This is a genomic window from Ensifer sp. LC11, assembly GCF_001695835.1.
Taxonomy (GTDB): Bacteria; Pseudomonadota; Alphaproteobacteria; order Rhizobiales; family Rhizobiaceae; genus Ensifer.
The window spans coordinates 335594-352225 of record NZ_MBSO01000012.1 but is presented as its reverse complement, the minus strand read 5'-3'; the positions used below and the strand labels follow the sequence as shown (position 1 = coordinate 352225).

The window sequence follows — 16632 nt, the reverse complement described above, 5'->3', positions numbered from 1 at the left end:
GCGAGTCACCGGTGCCATTGGGGTCACTAGAACGTCATTATGGTTAACGAACCGTTTACTTTCGTTAACTCTCGTCGGGAAATGAAACGCGCATCACGCGCACAAGCGCATGTACGACAAGGCATTTTAGCGAGAGATCAACAGGTTGCCGGCCAATGCTCAGGCAAAGCGGCAACCAAGAGAAAAAATGAAAAACCCGCCGCAACCGAGGCGGCGGGTCGCTTGCTCGACCATGCTTGAGAGTGGCTTAGTCTTCCTCGCCGACGATCTTCCAGACGATGCCGGCGATCGCCGCTCCGACGATCGGCGCCAGCCAGAACAGCCACAATTGCGAAAGCGCCCAGTCGCCGACGAAGAGTGCCTGACCGGTCGAACGGGCTGGGTTCACGGAGGTGTTCGTCACCGGGATCGAGACCAGATGGATCAGGGTCAGCGCCAGGCCGATCGCGATCGGCGCAAAGCCGGAGGGGACGCGTCCATGGGTCGCGCCAAGGATGATGAACAGGAAGAAGAAGGTAAGCACCACCTCGGCGACCAGTGCGGCCGTCAGCGAATAGCCGCCCGGCGAATGCTCGCCATAACCGTTGGCCGCAAAACCGCCGAGCTGGAAACCGGCCTTGCCGCTGGCAATCAGATAGAGCACGCCAGCAGCCGCGATCGCGCCCAGCACCTGTGCGATGACATAGCCGACGAGCTTATGTGCCGGGAACTTGCCGGCAACCAGCAGCCCTACCGACACGGCCGGATTGAAGTGCCCGCCGGAAATGCCGCCGACCGCGTAGGCCATGGTGAGCACCGTCAGACCAAAAGCAAAGGAAACGCCGAGCAGGCCGATGCCGACCTCAGGAAATGCAGCCGCCAGCACCGCGCTGCCGCAACCGCCGAAAACGAGCCAGAATGTACCAAGAAATTCCGCAGAAAGCCTTTTGAACATGCATTCGCTCCTGAAAAACGAAGCCGATCGCTTCGGTCGCCAGAGTTTGCCACAATTTGATTCTGGTCAAGCACGGTTGTCCGAACGTGCGTAGCGCCCGCAAAAGGCGAGGACAGCCACCGCAAGCCAGCCCCTGTCCGAAGAAAAAGCAGGCCCGGCGCCTTCTCGGGGGGAGCCGTGCGCGGACGGAAGAATGCTGCGCACGACGCCGGGATCGTTCGCATTTCTTACCATTTCAGGGTTTCACCATGCCGAAACTTGCGTTAAGACGCACTGCGGCGCCGCGCGTTCCGGACGCGCAAAGGTCGCCGTAGAACTTTGAAATGCTGCATGTTTTTATCCTTCGATTGGCGACGGTCCAGGAAAACATGCAGCGGTCCGCCTCCCAAGACGGTCTTCCATCCATAGGAACTATGATAATGACAGACGCGACAACCTCCCTGTCGCCGAAGGACAATGCGTTAAAGCACGCGGCAGTGAACTCCCCTGCCCGGGTGCTGTTTGCAAGCCTCGTCGGCACGACCATCGAATTCTTCGACTTCTACGTATACGCCACCGCCGCAGTGCTGGTTTTCCCGCACCTGTTTTTCCCGGCTGCCGATCCGACCTCGGCAATGCTGCAATCCTTTGCGACCTTCTCGATCGCCTTCTTCGCCCGTCCGTTCGGCGCCGTGATCTTCGGCCATTTCGGCGACAAGGTCGGCCGCAAGGCGACGCTCGTCGCAGCGCTCATGACCATGGGCATTTCCACCGTCGTCATCGGCCTTCTGCCGACCTATGCGACGATCGGCGTCGCGGCCCCGCTGCTGCTCGCGCTTTGCCGCTTCGGCCAGGGCCTCGGGCTTGGCGGCGAATGGGGCGGCGCGGTGCTGCTCGCCACCGAAAACGCGCCTGAGGGCAAGCGCAGCTGGTACGCGATGTTCCCGCAGCTTGGCGCGCCCATCGGCTTCATCCTTTCGGCCGGCACCTTCCTGATCCTCGGCGAAGTGATGAGCAACGAAGCCTTCCTCGCCTGGGGCTGGCGTGTACCGTTCATCGCCAGCATCCTGCTGGTCGCCGTCGGCCTCTATGTCCGCCTGAAGATCACCGAAACGCCGGAGTTCCAGAAGGCGGTCGATAAGCACGAACGCGTTCAGGTGCCGATCGCCGAGATCTTCCGCTTCCACAAGCGCAGTCTGGTGCTCGGCACCTTCGTGGCGCTCGCCACCTTCGTGCTCTTCTACCTGATGACCGTGTTCTCGCTCTCCTGGGGTACGGCAAAGCTCGGCTATTCGCGTGAGCAGTTCCTCATCGTGCAGATGACCGGCGTCGTCTTCTTCGGGCTGATGATCCCGGTCGCCGGCATCCTGTCGGACCGCTACGGCCGTCGCCTGGTGCTGATCCTTGCCACGACAGGCATCGGCGTCTTCGGCCTCTTCATGGCCCCGCTGCTCTCAGGCGGCCTTGGCGGCGCCTTCCTGTTCTCGATCATCGGCCTCGGCCTGATGGGCCTCACCTACGGCCCGATCGGCGCAGCCCTTGCGGCACCCTTCCCGACCTCGGTGCGCTACACCGGCGCCTCGATGACCTTCAACCTCGCCGGCATCTTCGGCGCGTCACTGGCGCCTTACATCGCCACCTGGCTCGCCACCAACTACAGCCTCGACTATGTCGGCTACTACCTGCTGGCCGCTGCCGCCATCACGCTGCTTTGCCTCGTGCTGTCGACGGAAGACGAGGTTTCGGCCTGATATTGGTATGGACGCGCGCGATGCGCGGCCGACCGCAAAACAAAAAGGGCCGCAGCGGCGACGCTGCGGCCCTTTTTGTTTGGCAACGTGAAGGACGTTTTCTTTGATCGCCCCGCCCCATCCGCCGTCATCCTCGGGCTCGACCCGAGGATCCATTCCCAAGCCAAACCCATGTCGCGGCTGGAGCATGGATGCTCGGGTCACGCCCGAACATGACGGAGGATGTGGGTTCCTCGTCGGTTCTCATCGCCACAAAGCGAAAAGGGCCGCGGCGTCTCCGCCGCGGCCCTTCATATAGAGCTTTCTCCTCAAGCCTCAGGCGATGCCGCGGCCGAGGAATTCCTTGATTTCGTAGCCCGGCATAAAGGTGCCGATGCGCTTGATCTCCCATTCGAGCCGGACGCCCGAATGTTCGAGAACCCGCTGGCGCACGGTTTCGCCGAGATATTCGAGCTCGTAGCCGGTCGCCTGGCCGGTGTTGATCATGAAGTTGCAGTGCAGCGGCGACATCTGCGCGCTGCCGATCATCATGCCGCGGCAGCCGGCTTCGTCGATCAGCTTCCAGGCCGAGTGGCCCTCCGGGTTCTTGAAGGTCGAACCGCCGGTCTTCTCGCGGATCGGCTGCACCGTCTCGCGATGCTGGCGCACCGCATCCATGTCGGTGCGGATCTTGTTCTTGTCCTCGGCGTAGCCTTCAAACACCGCGTGCGTGAAGATCAGGTCCTTCGCCGCCGACGAATGGCGGTAGGCATAGCCCATGTCGGCATTCGACAGCACATGCTGGTTGCCCTGGCGGTCGACCGCATGGACCTCGACCACGCGCTCGCGGGTCTCAGTACCGTTGGCGCCGGCGTTCATGCGCAGCGCGCCGCCGAGCGAGCCGGGAATGCCATAGTAGAAGTAGAAGCCGCCGATGCCGTGATCGAGCGCCATCGCCGCAATGTTCTTGTCCGGGCAGATCGCGCCGGCCTTGATGCGGTTTTCGCCGACAAGCTCGAGATCGCCGAAGCCCTTGGCCGAAAGTCGGATGACAACGCCGGGAATGCCGCCGTCGCGCACCAGGAGGTTCGAACCAACACCGACGACCATCACAGGCACTTCAGCCGGGACCAGCTTCAGGAAGGTGACGAGATCGTCCGTGTCGTGGGGCTGGAACATCAGTTCCGCAAGACCGCCGGCGCGGAACCAGGTGACGCGATCCATCGGCGCATCGGGCGTGATGCGGCCGCGAACCGCGCTGACACCGCTTCCGAGCGCATCGAGTAGTTTCTGACCGTTGACCTGTTTCATGCTCAATTTCCTGAAATTTCCGCGAGTTCCTTAGGCAGGGCAGCGGCCCAGTAGGTGATGCTGCCAGCCCCCAAGAGAACCACAAAATCGCCGGGCTGTGCAATCTTGCTGACAACCGGCGCAATCGACTCCGGACCGGAGACATAACGGGCGTCGCGATGGCCGCCGGCCTTGATACGATCGACCAGTTCCTCGGCGGTTGCGCCGGGAATGAGATCTTCGCCGGCCGCGTAGACAGGCGCGATCAGGACCGTGTCGGCATCGTTGAAGCAGGCGGAAAAATCTTCAAACAGGCTCGAAAGGCGCGAGTAGCGGTGCGGCTGGTGCACGGCGATGATTCGGCCCTGGCAGGCCTCGCGTGCCGCCCTGAGAACCGCCTTGATCTCGACCGGATGGTGACCGTAGTCGTCATAGACGCGCACGCCGTTCGTCTCGCCGGTAAAGGTGAAGCGACGCTTGACGCCACTGAAGGAGGCAAGGCCCTTGGCGATCGCCTCCGGGCTGATGCCGAGGCGCTGGGCAACCGCAATCGCCGCCGTCGCATTCGAGACGTTGTGACGGCCGGGCATCGGCAGACGCAGGTCCTTCATCGTGATCACCTGGCCAGTGCGGCGGCGGCGGATCTCGATGTCGAACACGGAGGTACCGTTGTCCATGCGGATGTTGTGGAAGCGCACGTCGGCCTGCGGGTTCTCACCATAAGTGACGACCTTGCGGTCCTCGATCTTGCCGACCATGGTCTGCACTTCCGGGTGGTCGAGGCAGAGTACGCCGAAGCCGTAGAAGGGCACGTTTTCGACGAACTGGCGGAAGGCCGCGCGCACCGCGTCGAAATTGCCGTAATGGTCGAGATGTTCGGGGTCGATATTGGTGACAACAGCGACGTCGGCGGGCAGCTTCAAGAAGGTGCCGTCGGACTCGTCGGCCTCCACCACCATCCACTCGCCCTCGCCCATGCGGGCATTGGTGCCGTAGGCATTGATGATGCCGCCGTTGATGACGGTCGGGTCGAGGTTGCCGGCTTCCAGCAGCGCCGCCACCATCGAGGTCGTCGTCGTCTTGCCGTGGGTGCCGCCGATCGCGATCGCGTTGCGGAAGCGCATGAGTTCAGCGAGCATTTCGGCGCGGCGCACCACCGGCAGGAATTTCTCGCGCGCGACAATCAGTTCCGGATTGTCCTTCTTGATCGCGGTCGAGACGACGATCACCTCGGCGTCGCCGAGGTTTTCCGCCTTGTGGCCGACAAAGACCTCGATGCCCTTGGCGCGCAACCGCTGCACATTGGCGCTGTCCGACTGATCGGAGCCCTGCACCTTGTGGCCGAGATTGTGCAGCACCTCGGCAATGCCGCTCATGCCGATGCCGCCGATACCGATGAAATGGACCAGCCCGATGGTTTTCGGCATTTTCATGAGCGTGTTTCCCTGAATTTCTCGACTGTCAAACCGCTGGCAATAGCCTCTACGAGGGATGCAAGCAAGCTTGCTGCGTCCGGCTTGCCGGTTTCGCGGGCGTTTGCCGCCATCTGGGCGAGCGATTGCGGGTTGTCCACCGCATCCTTGAGGATGCCGGCGAGGCGGTCGGCCGTGAGTTCCGCTTGCGCGATCACCCGTGCGCCGCCCTTGCCGGCAAGGGCTGCGGCGTTGGCCGCCTGATCGTGATCGAGCGCATAGGGATAGGGAACCAGGATTGATGGCCGGCCGATGACCGCAAGTTCGGAAACCGTAGAGGCGCCGGAGCGGCAGATGACGAGCTGGGCGCCGGCGATGCGCTCGGCCATGTCGGTAAAGAACGGCGAGACCTCGGCCGGTACGCCAAGCTTCTCGTAAGTGGCGATCACGCCGTCCCTGTCTTCCGGGCGCGCCTGCTGAGTGACCTTGAAGCGCTGGCGATCCGTGTCATCCAGCCGGCAGATCGCCTGGGGGACCGCCTTGGAGAAATATTGCGCGCCCTGGCTGCCGCCGAAGACGACGAGGTGGAACGGCGCACCATCGGTTGCCGCAGCATAGGGCATATCGGCAGCGGCAAGCACGGCCGGGCGCACCGGATTGCCCGTCGTCACGGTCTTGGCGGCAAAGGCGCCCGTGCCCTCGGGCAGGAAACCGCCGGCGATCGCCTTGACGCGGGAGGCGAGCGCCTTGTTGGCGCGCCCCATGACGGCATTCTGCTCGTGGATGATGGAGGGAACCCCCATGCCGGTCGCGGCAAGCAGCGGCGGCACGGTCGGGTAGCCGCCAAAGCCGACGACGGCCTTGGGCCTCAGCCGGGCGATCAGCTTGCGCGCGGCGCGCATGCCCGTCCACAGCGTCCAGAGCGACTTCGCAACGCTAATCGGGTTCTTCGAACCGATCGTTGCCGACGGCACGACATGCACCTCGTCGGCCGGGAACTTGCCAGCATAGCGCTCGGCGCGGCTGTCGGTGACGAGATGGACCGAATAGCCCATGTCCTTCAGTTCGTGGGCCAGCGCCTCCGCCGGAAAGAGGTGGCCGCCGGTACCGCCGGCGGCAAGAAGGATGATGCCTTTAGTCATATTTTACTCCGCCGGCACACCAATGCCGGACCGAAACAGGCTGCGCTCCACGGCACGCTTCTCCGGGCGGTGACGGGTCAGCGCCAGAATGAAGCCGGCAGTGACGCAGATCGCCACCATGGACGAGCCACCATAGGAGATCAGCGGCAGGGTCATGCCCTTGGCCGGGAGCAGTTCGAGGTTCACGCCGATGTTGATCATCGACTGGATGCCGATCTGGAGAACCAGGCCGGCAACGGCGAACCGGTTGAAGTCGTTGCGCTCGCGAAAAGCATGGTTGAGGCCGCGCATCACCAGGAAGGCGAAAATCAGCACGATGACCATGCAGAAGACGATGCCGAATTCCTCGGCCGCAACGGAGAAGACGAAGTCGGTGTGGCTGTCCGGGATGATGCGCTTGACGATGCCTTCACCCGGCCCCCGGCCGAACCAGTCGCCGCGGATGATCGCCTCGCGGGCGGTGTCCATCTGGAAGGTATCGCCTTCGCCGGTGAGAAACTTGTCGATACGGGCCGCCACGTGCGGCAGCATCGTATAGGCGACGAAGAAGCCGCCGAGAGCAGCACCGCCGAGCAGGATGATCCAGAGCCAGGGCATGCCGGCCATGAAGAACATACCGCCCCAGACGGCGGTCGTCAGAATCGTCTGGCCAAGGTCAGGCTGGGCGACGAGCAGCGCCCCGACGATACCGAAGAGAAGGATGGCAAAGAGATTTCCGGGAATTTCCGGCTGGCGCGCATGCTCGGAAAAAAGCCAGGCGCAGACGACGACGAAGGCCGGCTTCATGAATTCCGACGGCTGGATCGAGATGCCGCCGATCGAGATCCAGCGCATCGAGCCCTTCACCTCCTCGCCGATGAACAGCACCAGCACCATCATCCCGAGCGAGCCGGCGAGAAGCAGGATCGCCGCTCGCCGCACCTGGCGCGGCGTCAGGAAGGAGATGCCGACCATCACCACCAGCGACGGCAAGAGGAAGAGCGCATGGCGCCTGACGAAGTGGAAGCTGTCGAGGCCGATGCGCTCGGCAACCGCCGGGCTCGCCGCAAAGGACAGCATGAAGCCGACGCCCATCAACAGGATGAAGGTCGCCAGAAAGAACCTGTCGATCGTCCAGAACCAGTCGGCCACGGGGCCACGTTCGGCTCGGCTTACCATCTTGTCAGTCCCCTTCTCCGGCGCTTCCTGCGCCCCAGGTCCGAAATCCCGCACCACCTTCCGCCAAGACCGGCGCTCATCGCGCCGGGGCGGATCAAATCAGCATCGTCACGCCTTCGATCGCGCGCACATGGCCGACGAAGGCGTCTCCGCGCACCTCGAAGTTCTTATACTGGTCGAAGCTTGCGCAAGCCGGGGAGAGCATCACGGCCGAAGGGCCGGCTTCGTCCTTGCCCGCGTCAACAGCCGCATGCGCGACCGCCTGCTCCAGCGTGCCTGAAATTTCATAAGGAACCGCTTCGCCAAGCGTTGCGGCGAAGGCCGGTGCGGCCTCGCCGATCAGATAGGCTTTGGCGATCTTCGGGAAGAACGGCGCAAGCGTCGTGATGCCTCCCTCCTTCGGCAGGCCACCGGCGATCCAGTAGATGCGCTCGTAGCTTGAAAGCGCAGGGGCTGCCGCGTCCGCATTGGTCGCCTTGCTGTCGTTGACGAAGACGACCGCGCCCTTGCGTCCGACCGGCTGCATCCGGTGCTTGAGACCAGGGAAGCTCTTCAGACCCTCGCGGATTTCCGCCGCACTGACGCCGACCGCAAGGCAGGCGGCAATGGCAGCCGCCGCGTTCTGAGCGTTGTGGCCGCCCCGCAGCGTCTGGATGCCGTCGAGATCGACGAACAGGCTCGATGTGCCGCCTTCCGCATTCAGGATACGCGAGCCCTCGGCATAAAGACCATCAGCCAGAACGTGGCGGCGCGAAATGCGCGCGACCTTCGTGCCGGCGCGCTCGACGCGATCGGCGATCAGGGCGCAGAAGCTGTCGTCGACGCCGACGATGGCCGTACCGCTGCCGGCAACCAGCCGCTCCTTGATATCGGCATAATGCTGCATCGTGCCGTGGCGATCGAGATGATCGGGCGTCAGGTTCAGGAGGATACCGGCGGTCGGGTTCAGCGTCGGCGCCAGGTCGATCTGGTAGGACGAGCATTCGACGACGTAGAAGCGGCCAGCTTTCGGAGGATCGAGGGTCAGCACCGCCGTGCCGATGTTGCCGCCGAGCTGGGTGTCGCGACCACTTTCACGCAGGATATGGGCGATCAGCGCCGTCGTCGTCGACTTGCCGTTGGTGCCGGTAATCGCGATGAACGGGCAATCGGGCGCGTGTGCCCGGCGCTCGCGCACGAACAGCTCGACGTCCCCGATGACCTCTACACCGGCCGCATGAGCAAGATCGACCGTCCAGTGCGGCTTGGGGTGGGTCAGCGGCACGCCGGGCGAAAGCACGAAGGCGGCAAAGCCGGACCATTCGACCGTGCGCAGGTCCGCCGTCGGCACGCCTGATGCCGCAGCCTTGGCGACGCTATCGGGGTTGTCGTCCCAGGCGGTGACCACAGCACCGCCGGCGACCAGCGCCTCAGCCGTTGCGAGGCCCGAGCCGCCGAGACCGAAGAGAGCGACCTTCCTGCCCTTGAATGTGGTGACCGGGATCATCGTCCGCTCACCGCAGCTTGAGGGTGGAGAGGCCGACCATCGCCAGGATGACGGCGATGATCCAGAAGCGGATCACGACCTGGCTTTCGGTCCAGCCCTTCTTTTCGAAGTGGTGGTGGATCGGCGCCATCAGGAAGACGCGGCGGCCGGTGCGCTTGAACCAGAACACCTGGATGATGACCGACAGCGTCTCCATGACGAAGAGACCACCGATGATGACCATGACGATCTCGTGCTTGACGGCGACCGCAACGGTACCGATCAGGCCGCCAAGTGCCAGCGACCCGGTGTCGCCCATGAAGATTGCGGCCGGCGGCGCGTTGAACCACAGGAAGCCGAGGCCGGCGCCGATGACGGCGCCGAGGATGACGGCAAGCTCGCCGGTGCCGGGCACGAAATGGATCTGCAGGTAGTTGGCGAAAACGGCGTTACCGGCGAGATAGGCGATCAGGCCGAAGGCGGCCGCCGCGATCATCACAGGCACGATCGCAAGCCCGTCGAGACCGTCGGTCAGGTTCACTGCATTGCCGGCGCCGACGATGACGAAGCCGCCGAACAGCACGAAGAAATAGCCGAGATTGAGGATGAGATCCTTGAAGAAGGGGAAGGTGACCGAGGAGCCGAAGGTCGAGCCGGCCGCCCCGCCCGAAAGCGAGGCCTGCATCATGAAGAACACGGCGATCGCCGCGATCACGAATTCGATGCCGAGGCGCGCCTTGCCGGAAAAGCCCTTGTCCGACTGCTTGGTGACCTTGAGGTAGTCGTCATAAAAGCCGATAGCGCCGAAGCCGAGCGTGACGAGCAGCGTCGAGACCACGTAAACGCTGGAAAGATCGGCCCAGAGCAGCGACGAGACGACGATGCCGGCCAAAATCATCAGGCCGCCCATGGTCGGGGTGCCGGCCTTCTTGAAATGCGTCTGCGGCCCATCGGCGCGGATCGGCTGGCCCTTGCCCTGGCGAATGCGCAGCGAGGCAATCATCGCAGGCCCGAACAGGAAAACGATGATGGCCGAAGTGAACAGCGCTGCACCGGTGCGGAACGTGATGTAGCGAAAGAGATTGAAAAACTGAAAGTGGTCCGCCAGTTCCACGAGCCAAATGAGCATAAGGGACCTTTCCCCAAAGGTTTCCTGCACAATGATGCAGCAGTTTAAAGTGTTACAGCGAAGCTTTCCCGCCCCGGGAGACGCGCGGCGCCGTAGTATTTCGAAACACGTCCAACAGAATCATCTGAAAAACGATACGCGCATGCATGCGAAAGTGTTAGGGCGCGCCGCCTAACCTCAGGTTATATCCACCGCGCCAACATGGACGGCGCCGCCGGCTCTTCTTCGCGTCGGCTACCCTTCGGCTTCGGATCCCTCGGTCTCGTACCCTTCGGCTTGCGCCGCCGGATAGGTCTCGATCAGCGCCTGCACGATCTTGGCGCAGCCCGTCCCCTTCGACGACTTGACCATGACCACGTCGCCGGGCGCGACAGCGGCCAGCGCATAGGCTTTCAGGTCCTCGACGCTCTCGCGGTAGACCACCGAAACTTCGGGCGGAAGCGCGTCACGCAGATGCACCATCAAAGGTCCGGCCAGCCAGACATCGGTAATGCCGGCCTCGACGAGCGGACGCGCAAGTGCGGCATGCACCTCGACCGCGTGTTCGCCCATCTCCAGCATGTCGCCAAGCACGGCGACGCGGCGACCGCCGGCCGGCGGCTCGCTGTCGCGCAGAAGCGCGATCGCCGCCCGCATCGAGCTCGGATTGGCGTTGTAGCTCTCGTCGATCAGCTTCAGCGTGCCGGTTCCGATCGCCAGCGTGTGGCGCCGCCCCCTGCCCGTTTCGGCCTGCATGGTCGCAAGTGCTGACGCCGCGTAATCAAGATCACCGCCGGCAAGCTTCACCGCAGCCAAAACCGCAACCGCGTTTTCGGCGATGTGACGTCCGGGCGCCCCGATCGCGACCTCCAGCGTCCGCCCGCCGATGCCTGCCCAGAGAATGGAGCCTTCCGCGCCACCGCTGAATTCGACCAGGCGGAATTCCGCCTTGGGATTGGCGCCGAAGGAATGGATGTGGCTGACGCCGGCCGCAGCAGCGGCGTTTTCCAGAAGCTTGAATTGCGGGCTGTCGTGAATGATCAGCGCGTGGCCGCCGTTGACGACGCCTTCGAAGATCTCGGCCTTCGCCTCGGCGATCTGATCGAGGCTCTCGAAGTTGCCGAGATGGGCAGCGGCGATGCTGGTGACGATCGCCACATGCGGCCGCACCATCGCGGTCAGCGGCCGGATCTCGCCCGGATGGTTCATGCCGATCTCGAAGACGCCGAAGTCGGTAGCCTCAGGCATGCGCGCAAGCGTCAGCGGCACGCCCCAGTGATTGTTGAAGGATGCGACGGAGGCATGCACGCGGCCCTGCGGCTTCAGCACATGGCGCAGCATCTCCTTGGTTGTCGTCTTGCCGACCGACCCGGTGACGGCAATGATCTTGGCGGCGCTGCGGTCACGGGCAGCGCAGCCCAGCCGGATCATGGCTTCCAGCACGTCGTCGACGACGATCAGCGGTGCATTGAGGCGTCCGAGCGCCGGCAGCTTGCCTTCGCTGACGACCAGTACCGCCGCGCCGTTTGCAAGCGCGATGCCGGCATAGTCATGACCGTCGACCCGGTCGCCCTTGATCGCGAAGAAGGCCTCGCCCTTGCCGATCGAGCGGCTGTCGATCGAAATCCCCATAATGCCTTCAGGCAGATTGCCGACCGGTCGGCCGTTCATCGCGGCCAGAAGATCGCTGCTTGTCCAGAGCCAGTTCATCACAAGCCTCCCAAGGCCTTGCGGACCTCCGCATGGTCCGAGAAGGGCAGCGTCACCGAACCGATCGTCTGTCCTTCTTCGTGTCCCTTGCCGGCGACGATCAGCGTGTCGCCGGTCTTCAGCATGCCGACGGCAGTGCGGATCGCTTCGGCGCGGTCACCGATCTCGATCGCGCCCTTGGCGGCAGCCATGATCTCGGCGCGGATCACCTCAGGCACTTCCGAACGCGGATTGTCGTCGGTCACGATTGTCACATCGGCAAGCCGGGTTGCGATCTCGCCCATGATCGGGCGCTTGCCCTTGTCGCGATCGCCGCCGCAGCCGAAAACCACGACGACGCGGCCGGTCGTGAACGGGCGCACCGATGCGAGCACGTTTTCGAGCGCATCCGGCTTGTGGGCATAGTCGACATAAGCGAGCGCGCCGTCCTTGGTCTGACCGACCAGTTCGAGGCGGCCGGAGGCACCCTGCAGCTTCTCAAGCGCCGAAAACGCTGCCTTGGCGCTGATGCCGGTGGACATGGCAAGGCCGGCGGCGACGAGCGCATTGGCCACCTGGAAATCGCCCGCAAGCGGAATGTGGATTTCGAAGATGTCGTCGCCGACATGCACTTCGGCCGACTGCTTGTGGCGGAAATGCTCGACGCGCTTCAGCGAGATGAAATCGCCCTTGCGACCAACGGTGCGCACATCGAGCTTGGCCTTGCGGGCAGCAGCGATCGCCTGGTCCGACCATGGGTCGTCGGCAAAGATCACCGCCGGCGCGCCCTTCGGCAGCAGCGCATCGAACAGCCGCATCTTGGAGGCCATGTAGTGCTCGACCGTCGGATGGTAGTCCATGTGGTCGCGGCCGAGATTGGTGAAGGCGGCAGCGGCGAGGCGCACGCCGTCAAGCCGGCTCTGGTCGAGGCCGTGGCTGGAGGCTTCCATCGCCGCATGGGTCACGCCCGCATCGGCGAGTTCGGCCAAGAGCTTGTGCAGCGACACCGGATCGGGCGTCGTCAGCGCGCCGTAGTCGTTGCGTCCAGGCGCGACGACGCCGGTCGTGCCGATCATCGCAGCCGCAAGGCCCGAATGCGCCCAGATCTGACGGGTGAAGGAGGCGACCGAGGTCTTGCCGGCGGTGCCGGTCACGGCGACCATGGTTTCCGGCTGGCGGCCATAGAAGGCGGCGGCGGCGCGGGCGAGAAATGCCCGGGGTTCGGAGAGCTTCAGGACGGGCGCCGTCGATGTGTCCAGGTCGGTACCGGCTTCGGTAATCACGGCAACAGCACCGCGCTTCAGAGCATCGGCGACATAGGCGCTGCCATTGGCCTTGCTGCCCGAAACCGCAACGAAGAGATCCCCTGGCTGAACCTGCCGGCTATCGGCCGTCAATCCGGCCACTTCTATTTCGGCGGCCCCGCCGCTCAGTTGCGCCGAAAGTTCCGGGAAATTCGGTCCCGCCAGGTCTTTGATCTTCATGAACGCACGTCTCGCATCGATATCGATCCGCCGGAATCGCGAATCGTCCGCATTCTCATTTCATGTCTAATAAGACACAAGCAAGGCAGAACCGTCTTCTCCAAACTTTGGTTCGACACCGAGCAGTGGCGCGGAGCGGCTGATGATGTCGCGAACCATGGGAGCAGCGTTCGAGCCCGCAGTGCGCCCGCCACCCTCACCGGTCTTCGGCGCGTCGATGAAGGTCAGCACGATGTATTTCGGATTGTCGATCGGGAAGGCCGCGAGGAAGGCGTTGAAGTTCTGGTCGCTGGCATAGCGGCCGTTGACCACCTTGTCGGCCGTGCCGGTCTTGCCGCCGACGTTGAAGCCCGGCACCTGGGCGCGCTTGCCGGAGCCAGCAATGCCGTTCCAGCGCAGGAGGAACCGCATGTCGTCGCTGGTGCTCTTCTTGACCACGGGCGTGGAGACTGCGTTGGCCTGCTCTTCGGTGCGCGGCAGGAAGGTCGGCTCGATCAGCTTGCCGCCGTTGACGAGGGCAGCGCCCGCAACCGCGGTCTGCAGCGGCGTCGTCGAGACGCCGTGGCCGAAGGAGATGGTGACCGAGTTGATCTTCTTCCACTCACGCGGCTGGCTCGGCGACTTCACCTCAGGCAGTTCCGTCGGAAGCTTCGAAAGCAGACCGAGGCGCGTCAGGAATTCCTTGTGGCCGGGAATGCCGACGATGTCGGCGATCTTTGCGGTGCCGATGTTCGACGAATACTGGAAAATTTCCGGGACAGTGAGGACACGGCGCTTGCCGTGGAAGTCCTTGATGGTGAAGCCGCCGATGCGGATCGGCGCCGAGGCGTCGAAGCTGTCGTTGAGCGTCACCTTGCCGGAGTCGAGACCCATGGCGATGGTGAAGGTCTTGAAGGTGGAGCCCATTTCGAACGTGCCGTTCGACATGCGGTTCATCCAGCCTTCTTCCGCACCTTCGGCCGGCTTGTTCGGATCGTAGTCGGGAACCGACGCCATCGCCAGAACTTCGCCGGTGTTGACGTCGAGCACGACGGCACCGGCGGCCAGCGCCTGGTAGTTCTTCATGCCGGCATCGATGACGTCGCGCACGATGTTCTGCACGCGCACATCGATCGAGAGCTTCACCGGCTCGAGCTTCGCGTCGCTGGTCATGCCGATTGCGGCAAGGTCGGCCAGACCCTGGCTGTCGATATAGCGCTCCATGCCGGCAACGCCGCGGTTATCGATGTTGACGTGGCCGAGAATGTGCGCAGCGGTACGACCGCCCGGATAGAAGCGGCGCTTTTCCGGACGGAAGCCGACGCCGGGAATGCCGAGCGCCAGAATGTCGCTCTGCTGCTTCGGGGTGAGCTGGCGGCGCAGCCATTGAAAGCGCGATTTCGACTTCAGCTTGTTGTAGATTTCGCGGGCATTGATGTCGGGCAGCACCGTCGACAGGCGCTCGACGGCCTCATCGGCATCGACGATTTTGTGTGGTTCCGCATAGAGCGAAACGGTACGGATGTCGGTCGCAAGGATTTCGCCGTTGCGATCGAGAATGTCGGGGCGCGACGCCATCAGGTTGTCGGCGCGGCCGATGCTGGAAACGGTTTCTGGTGCCGCCATGCCGTATTGCACGAGGCGACCGCCGATGACGGCATAGACGATGCCGAAGCTGGCGATCACGATGGCGACGCGGTTCTTCGCCTGGTTGGCGGTCTTTTTGCGCGTACCCTGGAAGGTGACGTTGAGCCCGCTTTCGGCCGGTCGGTTGTTGCCGCCTGCCGAGAAATGCGCCTTGCTTTTCAAAACCATGATGCGGGAGAGAAACGACATCAGCGCGCCACCGAGCCAGTTGCGATGTTATCGGTCTTGTTGATGATGGCGGCGACGCCGTCCTTGGCCGACTTGTCCTCCGGCACGGGCAGATCGGCCTTCAGCATCGGCAATTCCTCGGGCCGCGCGAGCTGCGTCGAAGGCGTCGGCGCAAGCTGCAGGTCGGCGCCGAAGGCACCGACGAGCCGCTCAAGCCGGTTCGGCTGCGTCAACAGCGCCCAATCGGCGCGCAGCAGGTCGATCGTGTCCTCTTCCAGCTTGATCGCCACATCCAGCTTGCGGACCTCCTCAAGCTTGTTTTCGGCGCGGTGCTTGATCGTATAGGTGACGGTCGCGGCGGCCGTCATGACGACGATCAGAACGATATCGAGCGTTCGAAGCATGTCTTGTCAGCCCCCCAACCGTGCAAGGCTTGCCAGTTCCGGCAGATTGAAAATGGATAGATCGTTTCCCGGCGACGCGGCTTGCGTGCGGATCCCGGCGCGCAGCTTGGCCGAGCGGGCGCGCGGGTTGAGGGACGCTTCTTCCTCGCTGGCCGCCACCATAGGCTTGCCAACTGGCGTGAAGGTTGCCGCGCGCGCCGAGACCATCGGCAGATGGCGCGAGCCGCTGGCCTTGCCGGAGCGATCCTGAAAGAAGGCCTTGACGATCCTGTCTTCAAGCGAATGGAAGGTGACGACGACGAGACGGCCGCCCGGCTTCAGCGCCTTTTCGGCGGCAAACAGCGCCTGAGCGAGCTCGCCGAGTTCGTCGTTGACGAAGACGCGCAGCGCCTGGAAGACGCGGGTGGCGGGATGGATCTTGTCTTTTGCCTTGCGCGGCGTCACCACCTCGATCAGGCCGGCGAGATCGCGGGTCGTCTCGAACGGCTGTTCGGCCCGGCGCTTCTCGATCGCGCGGGCAATGCGGCCCGCCTGCTTTTCCTCGCCGAGAAAGCCGAAGATGCGGATGAGGTCGGAGACCTTGGCGCGGTTGACGACATCGGCGGCCGAAACGCCCGAGGCCGACATGCGCATGTCGAGCGGCCCCTTTTTCTGGAAGGAGAAGCCGCGTTCGGCCTCGTCGATCTGCATGGAAGAAACGCCGATATCGAGCACGACGCCGTCGAGCCCCTCGGCGGGCGCATGGGCGGCAAGCTCGGAAAACTGCGCGTGGATAAGCTTGAGGCGACCGCCCCATTCGGCGACCTGCGCCTGCCCTGCCGCGATCGCCGTCGGGTCGCGATCGAGCGCAATGACGTCGGCACCGGCCTTCAGGATTGCGGAACTGTAGCCACCGGCACCAAAGGTGCCGTCGAGGATGATCTTGCCGGGCGCAGGCTCAAGAGCCGCAAGGACTTCCGGCAAAAGGACGGGAATGTGACGAACCGGTCCGCCTTCGGCTTCAGGAATACCTCCGCCTTGATCCGTCACCATTCCGCCTCTCC

At 63.8% G+C, this 16632-nt stretch carries 13 protein-coding genes; 1 reads left to right on the top strand and 12 read right to left on the bottom strand.

Features of this window, described 5'->3' with window-relative positions:
- Window positions 1–247: 247 nt before the first annotated feature.
- Window positions 248–934, bottom strand: coding sequence for an aquaporin Z (gene aqpZ / locus BBX50_RS10345; protein WP_065775212.1), 687 nt, complete (start codon window positions 932–934; stop codon window positions 248–250).
- A gap of 419 nt (window positions 935–1353) precedes the next feature.
- Here aqpZ and BBX50_RS10340 point away from each other — a divergent pair, with 419 nt between their 5' ends.
- On the top strand, window positions 1354–2664 hold the full coding sequence (locus BBX50_RS10340) for an MFS transporter (RefSeq protein WP_065775211.1): 1311 nt from the start codon (window positions 1354–1356) through the stop codon (window positions 2662–2664).
- Window positions 2665–2979: 315 nt separating this feature from the next.
- On the opposite strand, the gene murB is transcribed toward BBX50_RS10340, so the two are convergent.
- The 11 genes from murB to rsmH form a co-directional block, all read right to left on the bottom strand.
- Entirely contained in the window at window positions 2980–3954 is a 975-nt protein-coding gene (murB, locus tag BBX50_RS10335; protein ID WP_065775210.1) for a UDP-N-acetylmuramate dehydrogenase, read from the bottom strand.
- Window positions 3955–3956: 2 nt separating this feature from the next.
- On the bottom strand, window positions 3957–5366 hold the full coding sequence (gene murC, locus BBX50_RS10330; RefSeq protein ID WP_065775209.1) for a UDP-N-acetylmuramate--L-alanine ligase: 1410 nt from the start codon (window positions 5364–5366) through the stop codon (window positions 3957–3959).
- Entirely contained in the window at window positions 5363–6487 is a 1125-nt protein-coding gene (gene murG, locus BBX50_RS10325) for an undecaprenyldiphospho-muramoylpentapeptide beta-N-acetylglucosaminyltransferase (protein WP_065775208.1), read from the bottom strand. Before murG ends, murC begins: the two co-directional genes overlap by 4 nt.
- Before the next feature lie 3 nt (window positions 6488–6490).
- Window positions 6491–7645 carry a putative lipid II flippase FtsW gene (gene ftsW / locus BBX50_RS10320; RefSeq protein ID WP_065775207.1) on the bottom strand — a complete coding sequence of 385 codons (1155 nt, stop codon included), beginning with the start codon at window positions 7643–7645 and terminating at the stop codon, window positions 6491–6493.
- 94 nt (window positions 7646–7739) lie between these two features.
- Window positions 7740–9131: a UDP-N-acetylmuramoyl-L-alanine--D-glutamate ligase gene (gene murD / locus BBX50_RS10315; protein ID WP_065775206.1), complete on the bottom strand. Its 1392-nt coding sequence runs from the start codon at window positions 9129–9131 to the stop codon at window positions 7740–7742.
- Window positions 9132–9138: 7 nt separating this feature from the next.
- Complete coding sequence (gene mraY, locus BBX50_RS10310; protein ID WP_065775205.1) at window positions 9139–10239, bottom strand: phospho-N-acetylmuramoyl-pentapeptide-transferase; 1101 nt, start codon at window positions 10237–10239, stop codon at window positions 9139–9141.
- A 234-nt stretch (window positions 10240–10473) separates the two neighbouring features.
- Window positions 10474–11928: a UDP-N-acetylmuramoylalanyl-D-glutamyl-2,6-diaminopimelate--D-alanyl-D-alanine ligase gene (locus BBX50_RS10305; protein WP_065775204.1), complete on the bottom strand. Its 1455-nt coding sequence runs from the start codon at window positions 11926–11928 to the stop codon at window positions 10474–10476.
- Complete coding sequence (locus BBX50_RS10300) at window positions 11928–13391, bottom strand: UDP-N-acetylmuramoyl-L-alanyl-D-glutamate--2,6-diaminopimelate ligase (protein WP_065775203.1); 1464 nt, start codon at window positions 13389–13391, stop codon at window positions 11928–11930. Before BBX50_RS10300 ends, BBX50_RS10305 begins: the two co-directional genes overlap by 1 nt.
- Before the next feature lie 66 nt (window positions 13392–13457).
- Window positions 13458–15206, bottom strand: coding sequence for a penicillin-binding protein 2 (locus BBX50_RS10295; RefSeq protein WP_065775202.1), 1749 nt, complete (start codon window positions 15204–15206; stop codon window positions 13458–13460).
- Window positions 15206–15589, bottom strand: a complete 384-nt coding sequence (locus BBX50_RS10290) for a hypothetical protein (protein ID WP_065775201.1) — start codon at window positions 15587–15589, stop codon at window positions 15206–15208. The genes BBX50_RS10295 and BBX50_RS10290 overlap by 1 nt, the downstream gene beginning before the upstream one ends.
- A gap of 6 nt (window positions 15590–15595) precedes the next feature.
- The gene (rsmH, locus tag BBX50_RS10285) at window positions 15596–16621 is read right to left on the bottom strand and encodes a 16S rRNA (cytosine(1402)-N(4))-methyltransferase RsmH (RefSeq protein WP_065775200.1); all 1026 of its coding nucleotides are present in this window, start codon (window positions 16619–16621) and stop codon (window positions 15596–15598) included.
- Window positions 16622–16632: the final 11 nt, after the last annotated feature.

What these genes read in the sequence shown, in the direction of transcription:
- aqpZ (WP_065775212.1), bottom strand. Translation starts at nt 934, where the DNA reads ATGTTCAAAAGGCTTTCTGCGGAATTTCTTGGTACATTCTGGCTCGTT.
- BBX50_RS10340 (WP_065775211.1), top strand. Translation starts at nt 1,354, where the DNA reads ATGACAGACGCGACAACCTCCCTGTCGCCGAAGGACAATGCGTTAAAG.
- murB (WP_065775210.1), bottom strand. Translation starts at nt 3,954, where the DNA reads ATGAAACAGGTCAACGGTCAGAAACTACTCGATGCGCTCGGAAGCGGT.
- murC (WP_065775209.1), bottom strand. Translation starts at nt 5,366, where the DNA reads ATGAAAATGCCGAAAACCATCGGGCTGGTCCATTTCATCGGTATCGGC.
- murG (WP_065775208.1), bottom strand. Translation starts at nt 6,487, where the DNA reads ATGACTAAAGGCATCATCCTTCTTGCCGCCGGCGGTACCGGCGGCCAC.
- ftsW (WP_065775207.1), bottom strand. Translation starts at nt 7,645, where the DNA reads ATGGTAAGCCGAGCCGAACGTGGCCCCGTGGCCGACTGGTTCTGGACG.
- murD (WP_065775206.1), bottom strand. Translation starts at nt 9,131, where the DNA reads ATGATCCCGGTCACCACATTCAAGGGCAGGAAGGTCGCTCTCTTCGGT.
- mraY (WP_065775205.1), bottom strand. Translation starts at nt 10,239, where the DNA reads ATGCTCATTTGGCTCGTGGAACTGGCGGACCACTTTCAGTTTTTCAAT.
- BBX50_RS10305 (WP_065775204.1), bottom strand. Translation starts at nt 11,928, where the DNA reads ATGAACTGGCTCTGGACAAGCAGCGATCTTCTGGCCGCGATGAACGGC.
- BBX50_RS10300 (WP_065775203.1), bottom strand. Translation starts at nt 13,391, where the DNA reads ATGAAGATCAAAGACCTGGCGGGACCGAATTTCCCGGAACTTTCGGCG.
- BBX50_RS10295 (WP_065775202.1), bottom strand. Translation starts at nt 15,206, where the DNA reads ATGTCGTTTCTCTCCCGCATCATGGTTTTGAAAAGCAAGGCGCATTTC.
- BBX50_RS10290 (WP_065775201.1), bottom strand. Translation starts at nt 15,589, where the DNA reads ATGCTTCGAACGCTCGATATCGTTCTGATCGTCGTCATGACGGCCGCC.
- rsmH (WP_065775200.1), bottom strand. Translation starts at nt 16,621, where the DNA reads ATGGTGACGGATCAAGGCGGAGGTATTCCTGAAGCCGAAGGCGGACCG.